7 protein-coding genes and 3 pseudogenes are annotated in these 13,557 nt (G+C 63.4%); 5 read left to right on the top strand and 5 right to left on the bottom strand.

Annotation, left to right across the window (positions count from 1 at the left end):
• Positions 1-26 precede the first annotated feature (26 nt).
• The gene (locus LVJ94_28965; GenBank protein ID WXB00937.1) at positions 27-560 is read left to right on the top strand and encodes a CDP-alcohol phosphatidyltransferase family protein; all 534 of its coding nucleotides are present in this window, start codon (positions 27-29) and stop codon (positions 558-560) included.
• A 78-nt stretch (positions 561-638) separates the two neighbouring features.
• Complete coding sequence (locus tag LVJ94_28960) at positions 639-1,601, top strand: zinc-binding alcohol dehydrogenase family protein (GenBank protein WXB00936.1); 963 nt, start codon at positions 639-641, stop codon at positions 1,599-1,601.
• 8 nt (positions 1,602-1,609) lie between these two features.
• Here the strand turns inward: LVJ94_28960 and LVJ94_28955 are convergent, their stop codons facing one another.
• Entirely contained in the window at positions 1,610-2,509 is a 900-nt protein-coding gene (locus tag LVJ94_28955) for a LysR substrate-binding domain-containing protein (GenBank protein ID WXB00935.1), read from the bottom strand.
• A gap of 76 nt (positions 2,510-2,585) precedes the next feature.
• On the opposite strand from LVJ94_28955, the gene LVJ94_28950 reads away from it, so the two are divergent.
• Genes LVJ94_28950 through gudD form a run of 3 tightly spaced genes read left to right on the top strand, consistent with a single transcriptional unit; the run spans position 2,586 to position 6,146 of the window.
• The gene (locus tag LVJ94_28950; GenBank protein WXB00934.1) at positions 2,586-3,881 is read left to right on the top strand and encodes an MFS transporter; all 1,296 of its coding nucleotides are present in this window, start codon (positions 2,586-2,588) and stop codon (positions 3,879-3,881) included.
• Complete coding sequence (gene kdgD / locus LVJ94_28945) at positions 3,878-4,819, top strand: 5-dehydro-4-deoxyglucarate dehydratase (protein WXB00933.1); 942 nt, start codon at positions 3,878-3,880, stop codon at positions 4,817-4,819. The genes LVJ94_28950 and kdgD overlap by 4 nt, the downstream gene beginning before the upstream one ends.
• Before the next feature lie 16 nt (positions 4,820-4,835).
• Positions 4,836-6,146, top strand: coding sequence for a glucarate dehydratase (gene gudD / locus LVJ94_28940; protein ID WXB10759.1), 1,311 nt, complete (start codon positions 4,836-4,838; stop codon positions 6,144-6,146).
• Positions 6,147-6,148: 2 nt separating this feature from the next.
• Here the strand turns inward: gudD and LVJ94_28935 are convergent.
• The 4 genes and pseudogenes from LVJ94_28935 to LVJ94_28920 all read right to left on the bottom strand — a co-directional run bounded on the left by LVJ94_28935 (position 6,149) and on the right by LVJ94_28920 (position 13,483).
• Positions 6,149-6,880: pseudogene (locus LVJ94_28935) on the bottom strand (chitosanase).
• A gap of 183 nt (positions 6,881-7,063) precedes the next feature.
• Positions 7,064-7,765: pseudogene (locus tag LVJ94_28930) on the bottom strand (chitosanase).
• 565 nt (positions 7,766-8,330) lie between these two features.
• Positions 8,331-9,032: pseudogene (locus LVJ94_28925) on the bottom strand (chitosanase).
• A gap of 521 nt (positions 9,033-9,553) precedes the next feature.
• A complete protein-coding gene (locus LVJ94_28920) occupies positions 9,554-13,483 on the bottom strand; it encodes a protein kinase (GenBank protein ID WXB00932.1) in 3,930 nt (1,309 codons plus the stop codon).
• Positions 13,484-13,557 lie beyond the last annotated feature (74 nt).

Here is a 13,557-nt window from a genome sequence, read left to right as displayed (position 1 = left end):
CCACCCAAAGAACCGAGGGTACCTCCATGGCGACCTATTCGTTGCGTGACCTGGTCAGGACACCGAATCTGATCAGCCTTGCGAGGCTTCCGCTTGCGGTCGCATTTCCGTGGGTCGTGCGCCAGCGTCGCTGGCCCATCCCTTGGCTCACCTTGGCGGCGGCCACGGACGTGCTCGACGGCTGGTACGCGCGCACGTTCCACGAGGAAACCGCCACCGGCGCCGCGTTGGATGCCGTCATGGACAAGGCCTTCGTGCTCACGGTGGTCGCGACCTTGGTGCGCGAACGCATGCTGACCCTTTTCGATGCCGTCCTCCTGGAAACGCGCGATCTGGGGGAAATCCCTCTGCTCCTTCGGGCGGCGTCGGGTCACGATGGACCATCCGCGCCGCGCTCGTCGAACGTTGCAGGCAAGGCCGTGACCGTCTTGCAGTTCGCCACGCTCGTGGCAACGCTGTCGCGCATGTCGCGCCGGCGCGGGTGGGTGCTGGCCACGAGTGCCTGTGGCATCTTCGCGGCCGCCACATATTGGATCCGCGAAGCCCGCGCGGCTCGGTAACCTGGCAGTAACCACCTTTCCGTGTGGGGAGCGGGGCCTACACATACCGCGCTCCTTACCATCCCTCGGAGGTTACGAATGAAAGCTGCGGTGTATTACAAGAACGGCGGTCCGGAAGTTCTACAATACGAAGATCGTCCCGATCCCGTTTGTCCGCCGGACGGCGTACTCATCGACATCGAGGTGATCAGCGTCGAAGGCGGCGACACCATCCACCGCAGCATGGTGCCGCTTCCGCGTGTGCCGCACATCGTCGGCTACCAAGCCGCCGGTACGGTGCGCGAGGTGGGGGCCAACGTGAAGGACCGCCGCGTCGGTCAGCGCGTGGTGGCGGTCCTCGAGAATGGTTCGCACGCGGAGCGGGTCGTGGCCCGGCCGGAGTTCACCTGGGTCGTTCCCGATGGTGCCGATTTGACGCCTCTGGCGTGCGTGCCGGTCGCTTTCGGGACGGCGCACGAGGCGCTGTTCGATTTGGGCCAGCTCACGAAAGGACAGAAGGTGCTCGTGCACGCTGGCGGCAGCGGCGTGGGCCTCGCCGCGATTCAACTGGCCAAGGCCGCAGGGGCCGAGGTGCTCACCACTGCATCGACGGACGACAAGCTCGCGCGGCTGCGCGAGCTCGGTGCGGACCATGTCATCAACTACAAAACGACGTCCTTCACGGACGCGGTGACGAAGGCCGTGGGCACGGTCGATCTGGTGCTCGATCCCATCGGTGGAAAGACGCTGCAGGACAGCGTGGAGGTCCTCGCGTACAAGGGCCGCATCATCAGCTTCGGGCGTGCCGGTCGCGATCCGAGCGGCTTCGATCCATTCCCGCTTTGGCAGCGCAACGGCACCCTGCACGGGCTCTATCTTTTCGCGTCGCTGCTGAAAGAGCACGGGCGCATCCACGGCGCCATCGCCGAGTGCATCGCGCGTGTGGCGCGCGGGGAGTTGCGCGTCGTCATCGACCAGAAATTCGCCCTGGCCGAGGCCGCGAAGGCGCACGCCCACATCGAGCAGCGCGCGGCGTTCGGGCGCGTGGTGATGCTTCCCTAGATAGCCTGTTACGTTCGCTCCTCGGAGGCGGCGCGGATCAGCGGCAACAGCGCAGCGAGCGCGGGGTTGTCGTTGCTGCGCCGCCACGCGGCGACGAGTTCCACGGGACGCGGTACGGTGCCCGCGATGGGGCGCAGGATCACGCCGTCGAAGCGCAACGCGGAGGCGGCCGCCGGCACGAGTGCGACGCCGAGCCCCGCGCGCACGAGCGCGAGGATGGTGTGCACCTGGCTGATGTACTGCCGGTACACGGGCCACACATTCGCCGCGTGGAAAATGCTGACCAGGAGCTCGTAGAAATACCGCGCCTCGGATGGCGAATACATGATGAAGGGCTCGCGGTCGAAGTCGCCCACGTGCGGGCCCCGTTTGCGCCGCGCCAGGCGATGCCGCGCCGGCAATGCGGCGAGGAGCGGCTCGCGAAACAAGGGTGCCGTGGCGATGTCCGCCCCGGTGGCCGGTGGCCGCACCATGGCCAAATCGAGCGAGCCCGCGAGCAGGGCCTGCATCTGCGCCGTGCTCACCATTTCGCGCAGCACGAGCTCGACCTGCGGGAGACGCTGCGCGCTCGCCGCGAGCACCGGCTCGAGAAACGAGTACGCCGTGGCCGCGGTGAATCCGAGGGTGACCACGCCCGCATGACCCCGCGGCGTCCGCCGCGCCGAGAGGGCGGCCTCGTGCGAGAGCTGCAAAAGCTTGCGCGCATCCGCCAGGAACACGCGCCCGGCGGGCGTGAGCTTCACCGCGCGCTGCGAGCGATCGAAGAGCTCCACGCCGAGCTCGCGCTCGAGGAGCTGGATGCGCCGGCTCAACGGCGGCTGCGTCATCGACAGCCGGGCCGCCGCACGCCCGTAGTGCAGCTCCTCGGCCACGGCCACGAAGCTCTCGATCTGGTTCAGCGAAAACATTGATTCAATTCTAGCATTGAACCATGCCAAAGAAGTGTTGGACCGGTATCGATCGGCGTCCTACGGTTTTTCGACGATGGACAGCTCCCTCGATACGGCGGTGTCGAAGATCTTTCGCCGCACCGTGCCATTGTTCATCGTGATGCTGATTTGCAATCAGCTCAATCGCTCGAACATTGGCTATGCGCAGACGCACCTCGAGGCGTCCGTGGGCATTGGTGCGGCCGCGTACGGCTTCGGGGCCGGGCTCTTCTTCGTGGCGTACGCATTGTTCGAGCTGCCCAGCAACATGATGATGGAGCGCTTCGGCCCGAAGATTTGGCTGACGCGCATCATGGTGACGTGGGGCCTCGTTTCCGCCGCCATGATCTTCGTGCGCGGCCCCATCCTCTTCTACACGCTGCGCTTTCTCCTGGGAGCCGCCGAGGCCGGGTTCTTTCCCGCGATCATCTACTACTTCGCGCGCTGGCTTCCGGGCTCGCACCGCAGCCGCGCCACGGCGATGTTCGTCGCCGGTTCCTCGATTGCGGCGGCCATCTCCGGGCCGCTCTCCGGGCCCTTGCTGTCGTTGCACGGTGCCTCGGGCCTCGCCGGCTGGCAATGGCTCTTCGGCATCGAGGGAATGCTCTCCGTCGTGGTGGGCCTCATCGCCTACCGCCTGCTCGATGCACGCATCGACGAGGCCCGGTGGCTTCGCCCCGAGGAAAAAGCCGCATTGCTCGAGCGCATCGCCGCCGAGGACCGCGCCCGCCCACAAAAGGCCGACGACGGCTCGCGCTGGAGGCGGCTGCTCTCGCCGCAGGTGCTTCTCTTCTGCACGATTTATTTCGTCATTCAGTTATCCATTTACGCAAACACGTTTTGGCTCCCCACCATCGTTCGGCGCATTCACGGTACGACGGACATCACCGTGGGGCTCTTGTCGTCGCTCCCGTGGCTTTGCGCCATCGTGGCCATGTATTTCGCAGGGTGGGCGGCGGATCGCTGGGGGCGCAGCAAACCGCTTCTCGCGGTGTCCCTGATGGTGGCCTGTATTGGAACGTACCTCGCGGCGGTGGTTTCGCCCGCCCCGGCGCTGGTCATGTTGTGCATTGCCGCCATGGGCTTCAAAAGTGCGAGTCCCTTGTTCTGGACCATACCGCAATCCACCTTGCACCCTGCGGTGCTGGCGCCGGCGGTGGCGGTCATCAATTCGCTGGGCAACCTCGGTGGCTTCGTGGCCCCCTTTGGATTCGGCCTGGTGAAGGCACGAACCGGGGAGGTGACCTACGGGCTCTATGCGCTCGCGTTCACCACGTTGCTCGGCGCCATCATTGTCGTTTTCATTCGAAATGACCGGCCCCAACCAGGGCCAGGAGACCTTCGTTCATGACGTCCTACAGCCCTTCGGAACTAGGAAAAAAACTCGGATCCGGCCTGCTCTCGTTTCCGGTGACGCATTTTCGAGGCGACGATCGTTCCTTCGACGAAGCGCCGTACCGCGAGCACGTGGCGCGCCTGGGGACATATCCCATCGCCGGCATTTTCGCCGCGGGTGGCACGGGCGAGTTCTTCTCGCTGACCCCGTCCGAGGTCGGTGCCGTGGTCGAGGCGGCCGTGCAAAGCGCACCGCGTGGCATGCCCGTCGTGGCGCCCGTGGGGTATGGAACGCGCACCGCCGTGGAATTGGCCGTGGCCGCGGAGAAGGCCGGCGCCGATGGGCTTCTGCTCTTTCCGCCCTATTTGACCGAGGCCGATCCCGATGGACTTGCGGTCCACGTGGAGGCTGCCTGCCGTGCGACCTCGCTCGGTGTCATCCTGTACAGCCGCGGCAACGCCGTCTATTCGGCGGAGACCGTTGCCCGCCTCGCGGGCACATGCCCGAACCTCGTGGGCTACAAGGACGGCGTCGGCAATCTCGATGCGATGACCCGCGTGGTGGCGAAGTTGGGTGACCGCCTCGTGTACATTGGCGGTCTGCCCACGGCGGAGACGTTCGCGTTGCCGTACCTGGAATTGGGGGTCACCACGTATTCGTCGGCGATCTTCAACTTCTTACCCGAGTTTGCCCTCGAATTTTACGACGCCGTTCGAGCCAAGGATCGTGCCCTCGTTTTCAAGTGGCTCGACCAATTCGTGCTCCCTTACACGGAAATCCGCAACCGCCGGCAAGGCTATGCGGTGAGCATCGTGAAGGCCGGGATGAAGGTCGTCGGTCGCCCCGCCGGGCCCGTGCGCTCGCCGCTGGTCGATCTCGATGCGGCGGAGGTGGAGGCGCTGTCGGCGCTCGTGTCCCGTCTGCCGTACCGACACGGAGCCGATCGTGCCTAGTCCCATCGTCACCGCGATGCGCGTGATCCCCGTCGCGGGGCACGACAGCATGTTGCTCAATTTGAGCGGCGCGCATGCGCCGTTTTTCACGCGCAACGTCGTCGTGTTGGAAGACTCCGCCGGAAATTCCGGGCTGGGCGAGGTGCCGGGTGGGGAGGGGATCCGGCGCACCCTCGAGGACGCGCGTTCGCTGGTCGTCGGGCAGCCGATTGCCGCGTACCATCGTGTGCTCGACGCGGTGCGCGCGCGCTTTGGGGACCGCGATGCCGAGGGGCGCGGTGCGCAGACCTTCGACCAGCGAATCACCATCCACGCCGTCACGGCGATCGAGTCGTCGATGCTCGATCTTGTGGGCAAGCACCTCGGCGTTCCGGTCTGCGCTCTTCTCGGCGACGGCCAGCAGCGGCCCCGTGTGGCGGTGCTCGGTTACTTGTTCTACATCGGAGATCGGCGGCGGACGGACTTGCCCTACCGCGATGGCGCGCAGGCCACGGACGATTGGACGCGCCTGCGCGACGAGGAGGCCCTCGGCCCGGAGGCCATCGTGCGGCTCGCCGAGGCTGCGGAGCGCCGGTATGGCTTTCGCGACTTCAAGCTCAAAGGCGGCGTGCTTCGTCCGGACGAGGAGGCCGAGGCGGTGCGCGCGCTTTCCTCGCGCTTTCCAGGGGCGCGCATCACCCTCGATCCCAATGGTGCGTGGTCCCTTCGCGAGGCCATTCGCATCGGGCGCGAGCTCGCCGGGGTGCTCGCCTACGCGGAGGATCCGTGCGGTGCCGAGAACGGCTTCTCCGGCCGCGAGACCATGGCCGAGTTCGCGCGAGCCACGGGGCTGCGGACGGCGAGCAACATGATCGCCACCGATTGGCGCCAACTCGGGCACGCGATCCGAGCGGGGGCGGTGCAGATCCCCTTGGCCGATCCGCATTTCTGGACGATGTCCGGCTCCGTGCGCGTCGCTCAGCTTTGTGCGAGCTTCGAAAGCTGGAATTTGACCTGGGGCTCGCACTCGAACAACCATTTCGACATTTCGCTGGCCATGTTCACCCACGTCGCCGCCGCGGCACCGGGCGACGTCACGGCCATCGATACGCATTGGATCTGGCAAGACGGCCAGCGCCTGACCCGCGCCCCGCTGCGCATCGACGACGGTCACATCGCCGTGCCGGAGGCGCCCGGCCTGGGCATCGAGCTCGATGCCGAGCAGCTCCAGCTGGCCCACGAGCTTTACCAGCGCCACGCCCTCGGTGGGCGCGACGACGGCGCCGCGATGCGCTACCTCGTCTCCGGCTGGAGCTTCGATCCGAAGCGCCCCGCGTTGGTGCGTTAGCCTTAGTTGTCGATCCGGAATTCCTGACCGTACACGTGCCAAACGAGTGGCGTGTGGAGGTCCAGGTTTCCTTCGTTGAGGAAGCGCCGCTGCTCGGTGTCGACGCGATCGGTCTCGCTGTGTTCGGGTTCCGCCTTCATGGCCGCAACCCGAGCATCGAGGAAAGCGTGAAGGTAGGCCACTTCGTCACCGCCTTGGGCGGGGGTGGGCCGGTTGTTCATGGCATTGCGGCGGATGGATCCGAAGCTCAGCGGATCGCCGCCGTTTCCATGCATGACGATGGCATCGTAATAGGCAAATTGCCCGAGCGCGCCGAGGCCATCTTGTTTGGCCTGCGAGACGGACGGATTGAAATAGACGCGATCGCGCTCGTGGTCTTGCGCGCCTTGGAAATCCGGATCTTGCGCGGCGCTGCGCCAATCGTCCTGGTAGTTCGGATCCAGGCCTTCGTGGGACGCGCTGCCGTTCACGTTGCGTAGGGCAGGGAGGTACCGTTCGAGGACGTTGCCGGGCTTGACGCGCTGATAGTGCTCCACGAGCTCCAGCATGTCGCCCGTTCCCGAGCAAAAGCCGATGATGCCCGCGGTGTATCCGCGCCCGTCGTTGATGTCCTCGATGTATTGGTATTGCGCCCGCCAATCGAGCGAGGAGTTCTCCGCGCTGGATACGAGCTGCATCGCGATATCTTTCTTGTGCGGCTCCTCGAGGTCTCCGGCGGCCAGTGCCGCGCTGGATACGCTTTGCTCCGGCGCGGGGTCCGCCGTACAGCCGATGGCGGCCATCGAGAGCATGGCCAAGACAGAAACGGATGCCGATGCCGCCATCGAGAACTTGAATCGCGTTTGCATGGGGGATGCTCCTCCCTGATGTTCGTAAATGTTCTTAACGAATACCAGTCGAGGGCAACATGTCAATGCTCAATTGTCGATACGGTACGTGTCGCCGTACACCTTCCAGACGAGCGGTGTGTGAAGATCGAGATTGCCATTCTTGAGGAACACACGTTGCTCCGTGTCCACGCGGTCGGTCTCGCCGTGCTCGGGCTCCGCTTTCATGGCTTTGACGCGCGCGTCGAGGAAGGCGTGCAGGTATGCAACTTCGTCACCTCCTTGCGCGGGGGACTTCTTCACCTTGAGCGCGTTCTTGCGGATGGATGGAAAACTCAGCGGATCGCCGCCGTTGCCATGCATGACAATTGCGTCGTAGTAGATGAATTGGCCGAGCGCCCCGAGGCCGTCTTGCTTGGCCCGCGACACCGCCGGATTGAAATACACGCGATCGCGTTCGTCATTCTGTGCGCGCTGGAACGCGGAATCCTTTGCTGCCTTTTTCCAATCACTCTCGAAATTCGGCTTCAAACCCTCGAGGGATGACGTCCCATTCACCTTTCGCAAGGCGGGGAGGTATTTTTCGAGGATGTTTCCGGGCTTGATCTTCTTGTAGTACTCGACCAGATCCAGCATATCGCCGGTGCCCGAGCAAAATCCGATGATGCCGGCGGTGTAACCCCGCCAATCGTACGGTTCGATGTACCCGTACCATTTCTTCCAGTCGAGCGAGGAGTTCTCCGCGCTGGAGACGATCTCCATCGCAATCTCTTTCTTGCGCGGATCGTTCAAATCCCCGCCCGCGGCGACCTCCTGGGACACTTCTTGAGACGACGTTTCGTCTTCCGGTTCGGCCTGGGCGCAGCCCACGACCATCGCGCTTGCCGCGAGTACTGCGGAAAGCATCGTGCACGGGCGCGCCCAGTCGAGGAGGGACCTTCGTCGAGATGCCTGCTGCACCAATCGGATCTGCATGAGCTTCTCCTCTATTGGTTAGGAAAGTTTCCTAACTAATACCCAGTGACGTGACCGTGTCAATCGAGTTCCCAATCGAATTGGATGCCGCAATGCGCCATTTGCCAAACGGGCAAATTCACGCAAATGAAAGCTTATCCAGGCAACGATACGAAGGTGGGATACTAGATCACGGCGACGCCACGCGGCCAACGGAGAATCTCGGTACGAGGCGGCTGCGGGACGCGGGGCAACAGGGGCGCTGCTGCAGGCGCAGGTCGGATACGAGCTGCATCGCGATGGTTTGGACGATGGCGGCGCTGACCAACGTACGTGGCCATGGTCGCCGCCATCGGGAACATCAAGCGCGGTTGTTGGGCGAGGCCCTCTAACCTATCCGCGCTCAATCGATGTGATAGGAGTCTCCGTACACCTTCCAATCGAGCGGCGTGTGAAGATCGAGATTGCCGTTCTTGAGGAACACGCGTTGGGCGGTATCCACACGACTCGTGTCCTCGTGTTCGGGCTCCGCCTTCATGGCTTTGACGCGTGCGTCGAGGAAGGCGTTGAGGTAGGCGACTTCGCCGCCGCCTTGGGCGGGCGTCTTCGCCTTCTTCAGTGCATTCTTGCGGATGGAACTAAAGCTCAGCGAATCGCCACCGTCGCCGTGCATGACAATCGCGTCATAATAGGCAAATTGGCCCAGCGCCCCGAGGCCGTCTTGCTTGGCCCGTGATACGGCCGGATTGAAGTAGACGCGATCGCGTTCATCGTTCTGCGCGCGCTGAAAGACGGAGTCCTTGGCGGCGGTCTTCCAGTCCTTCGTGTAGTTCGGATCCAACCCCGCATGGGAATCGGTCCCGTCCACCTTGCGCAGCGCAGGGAGGTACTTCTCGAGAATGTTTCCAGATTTCAGGGATTTGTAATGCTCGACCAGGTCGAGCATGTCGCCGGTCCCCGAGCAAAAGCCAATGATGCCCGCAGTGTACCCGCGGCCATCGCCGATATCCTCGATGTATTTGTATTGCGACTTCCAGTCGAGCGAGGAATTCTCCGCACTGGACACGATTTGCATCGCAATATCCTTCTTACGCGGGTCATTGAGGTCACCGTCCGCGGCGATCACCGGGCTGGATACCTCTTGGGACGACGTTTCGTCCTCTGGTTCGGCCTGGGCGCAGCCCGCCGCCATCGCGCTTGCCGCAATTGCCAATGCGGTAGCAAGCACCGTGCACGGGCGCGTCCAACCGAGCAGGGAACTTCGTCGGGATGCATGCTGCACCAATCGGATCTGCATGAGCTTATCCTCCCAATTCATTAGGAAAGTTTCCTAACGAATACCAGGCAAAGAATCCCTGTCAATGTAGTTCCAAAATCCATTTGAATGCTGCGATGCGCCAATTTGGCGCAATGGCCAAATTAAAGCAATTGAAAGCTTATCCAGGCAACAAACGGAATGTGGGATATCAGATCACGGCGACGCCGGGAGCGTATTGTTATAGTGCGCCCGCGTCCATTCATCGGCTTCACGCCGGAAGTGCGTGGGAGTGGCCGCTTTTGGGCGCTCTCCCGGCTTTTGCCAATGGACGTGTCGTGCGATTCGAAACAAGCACGCACATCCAGGTTTCAATCCGGCGATACCATCCAGGAGGAAAGGAGGTCGCGTGCCGTACGAAGATCGCGTGTACCGTGACCTTCCGTGAAGGATGACAGGATCGGAGCCAGAAGTCCCTTTGCTTCCGCCGTGTTCCCTTGGCGGGCCAGCAATCGACCATAGCTGCAAGCAAGTCGCAGCTCCCAACTCCTGGCACGCTGGCGGCGCGCTCGTTCGAGGCCGCGTTCGAAGATCCGTGCCGCACGATGGGCATTCGATTCGTCCATGGCGAGCAGTGTTTCACCCTTCAATCGAAGGAGCTCCGCGTCGCAATAACGTTCTCCTGTCCGTTCCGCAATCGCCATCGCGCGATGGACCGAGAGCATCGCCTCATCGCATGCGCCCATTTGCAGCTGGCCTTGGGCAAGTACGGAAAAGAAGCGCGTAAAAGCGAGAGTCCCACCCATCGATGCTCGACGGGTCAGGGCCGCGTGGAGCGCGTCGACCCCCTGACGATCGCCACACTCGATTTGCGTCCACGCATGGACGACACGGGCTTGGGCACCGACGAAATGGAGGCCGTATTCCTCACACGAATGGGCTATTTCATCGACGAGGGTGCGCGCCTCGGAATACTCACCACGCTCGGTGTGCTGAAGGGCGAGGAGGAGCAGCCGTCTCGTGAAGCTGGCCGGATGGTCGTACTTACGCGCGATTCCGACCCCCTCGAACGAATGGCGAATCGCTTGGTCGATCTCGCCCAATAGCCAGAACGTATAACCAAGATACATATGCAATATCCCGCCGACGTCGGCCCCCATATGGACACGGAGCGCTCCTCGAGCCTGCGCCTCGTAGAGCCGTATCCCCGCCTCCGCTTCGTTGCGACTCTCCGTGAGGTCACCGCACGAGAGGGCCGACGAAACCGTCGCCGTGTACGCGGCGAGGATCATGCTCTGATTGTCGGCTTTTTTGGCACGAACCATGAGTTTGGTGGCCAAATGGCGACCGGTGCGATGCTCACCCCGAACATGGTTCAATTGGTGAAAACTGAACAGCGCCCAGAACGATTGTTCGTCGCCGTCATACCTCTCGGCGAGCTCACGAATCCGTGAAAGGGTCTCCCTCGTACGATTGGATTCGAGTCCCTCCTCGGCCAGATACAACCCCGCCAGCTGGGCTTTTAGCAATAGCTCCCGTCGGTCGCGCACCAAACTCGATGGCAGCAGATCCAATTGTGCCATTGCACGCGCATAATGGGTGAGCGCGTCGGCGTTCGCCGACCTTTGCAGGGCCTGTTTCGCCGCCTTCTCGAAGTACACGCAGGCCTCCTCGGGGCGCTTCGCCTGGGCGAAATGCCTGGCCGCGATTTCTGGAGTTTGCTCGGCCATGTGAGAAAATTGCGAAACCAGCACTTCGGCGGCTCGTCGGTGCAGCTCCTGCCGCTCTTGGTTGACGAGGGATTGGTACGCCGCTTCTTGCACGAGGGCGTGCTTGAACCTGCAGGTCGCGCGCGATGCGGGCCCTATGGGGCGAAAAATCCCTGTCTCGACGAGCTGGAGAAGACCTATGCGGAGTGATTCCTCGGAGAGAGGACTCATGGCCCGTAGGAGCTCGTAGTTCATCTCGCGCCCCAGCACGGACGCAACCCGCGCCAATTCCCTGCCCGGTTCGGGCAAGGTGTCCAGGCGCGCGCGCAAGAGCGCTTCGAGCGTCGCTGGCACCACGCCGACCCAGGACGATGGCTCATTTCCGCCCCTTTCGCGCGCGTCCAACACACTGCACGTGAGCTCCTCGATGAAGAGTGGAACTCCGTCGGCGCGCTGTACGACTTGCTCGACGATCGCCGCGGGTAGATGGCGGCCGCGGCCGGCAAAGCCGACCATCGCGGCGCTCTCGCTCGGCGAAAGCCGGCGTGGCGCCAGGCGATGCAAGAGCGAGGAACTCGCCCAGAGCGGCTGAAACTCCGGGCGCGCCGTCACCAGCACCATGGCTCGCACGGCCGCGAGCCCCGATAGTCGGCGCTCCAGCAACTCGAGGGTAATGGAGTCCGCCCAATGCGCATCCTCCACGACGAGCAGCAAGGGCTCCTGCTCCGCCAGCCGCTCGAACGAGCCGACGAGGGCTTCGAGCATCTGGTGCTTGAGCAAATTCGCACTTCGCGACATGGCCAGAGCGGCCGCATCTTGCGTGGGAAGCCCCAGGAGGGCCGCTTTCTCGAGCGGAGAGGCATTCGGATCCAATCCCATCGCGTGCTCCAGGCCCTCGAGGATGGGCTGGAGTGGACTGCCCTGCGAATGCGGCCAACATTGGCACCGCACCAACCTGTGTCCCTCCGTCGCCAGACCTTCGAGATGCTGCTCGACCAAGCGCGACTTGCCGATTCCCGCCTCGCCGATGACCAACACGAATTGGCCTTTGCCACTGCTTGCGTCACCCCAAAGGCGCTGCAGTTCATCGAGCTCGGACGTACGCCCCACCAGCGGTGTGACGTTGCCCGCCGCCATCGGGTTGAAGCGGATTCTCGTCTCCTTCCGCCGCACCAATCGATACGAATGGCGCGGCGGCTTTCCATCCTCGGCCGCCGCATCATCGAGTTGCGCAAGCTCGAACGCGCCTTGCACGAGCATCTGGGTGGCTCGTTCCGTGAGAATCTCGTTTGGCCAGGCGCGGCGTTCGAGCGATTGTGCGACGTCCAGCACTTCCCCCTGCATCCTGGGGAGCGCGGCTTCCGGCGCCACGGCAAGCGGAATGCACGGACCTGTCGCTATCCCTACGCGCGCGCCGCGGGAATGCTCATGGTCATCGGGCCGAAATGCATCGACGATCAGCAACGCCGCACGCAGTGCGCGCTGGGCGCTGTCTTCGTGGGCGCTCGGATAGCCAAAGCACGCCACGACTTGTCTGCCCAAGGAGAATAAAATCGTGCCCTCCAACTGGCGGACGATCGTGGCACACGCCTCGAAGAATTCGCCCACCGAGTCGTCGATGGCCTCCGTCGATGTCGTCGAAAGGGAGCAGGCCATGGCGGTAATCTGACGCCGCTCGGCATTGGCGGTGAGCGTTCGCCGTCGCGGAAAGCTTGGGTGCGACGTCGCCACGGCCTCGGTGCTGCTGGATTGTCCGCGCAAGGCATGCACGAGCAGCACGTCCAACGCGACCAATGCATCCAGCAAGTCGTCTGCGCTGCCGAATCGTGTATCCTTCTCTTTCGCGAGCGCACGCTTGACGATTCGTTCCGCCTCCTCGGGCAGCTCGGGGCGCGCCCCGCGCAGCAACGGCGCGGGATCCGGCGAGAGTACGATATCGCGCAGTTCCGAGATGTGCTTGGCCGCGAAGGGAGAAACCCGCGTGAGCAATTCGAAGAACATCACCCCCGCAGCCCAGATGTCCGTCCGGCCATCTTGGATCTGACCACTCCATTGTTCGGGCGACATGTACTGGGGCGTCCCAAGGAAATGCTTGCCGGCGACATCGCTGCCCGCAGTCATTTGTGCCACACCGAAGTCGAGAATCTTTGCCGTTCCGTCTCTCGTGACGAAGACGTTGCTCGGCTTCAAGTCGCGGTGCACGATTCCGGCGCGATGTGCGTGCGATAATCCCTTTGCGATGTCGATCATGAGTCGGACCCCTCGCCGGACATCGACACCCGCTTCGTTCGTCTCGCGTGTGCGGGACAGGATGGCGTCGAGGGGATCCCCCTCCAGGTATTCCATCACGAGAAAGGGGTGCCCGCCGTCTTGCCCGATGTCGAACATCCGCACGATGTTCTCGTGGTTCAAACGCGCGCATGCCTGCGCCTCGTGCTGAACACGCTCGAAGGCCTCCGCCGTGTTCAGGTCTTTGCGCGTGAGAAACTTGATCGCCACCTTTCGATCGAGAACGGTGTCCCGCGCCAGAAAGACGACACCCATACCTCCGGTGCCCAGGGGCTCGAGCAGCTCGAATCGGGTTTGGGTCATTCCACCAAGCCTTCTTCCGGGCTGAAGGCCGGTGCTCGCGGTGGGCCCACCTAGGTTCTTTTTCGTCCTCGTCC

Source organism: Sorangiineae bacterium MSr11367, from assembly GCA_037157805.1.
GTDB lineage: Bacteria > Myxococcota_A > Polyangia > Polyangiales > Polyangiaceae > Pendulispora > Pendulispora rubella.
This window is presented reverse-complemented; position numbering and strand designations above follow the sequence as displayed.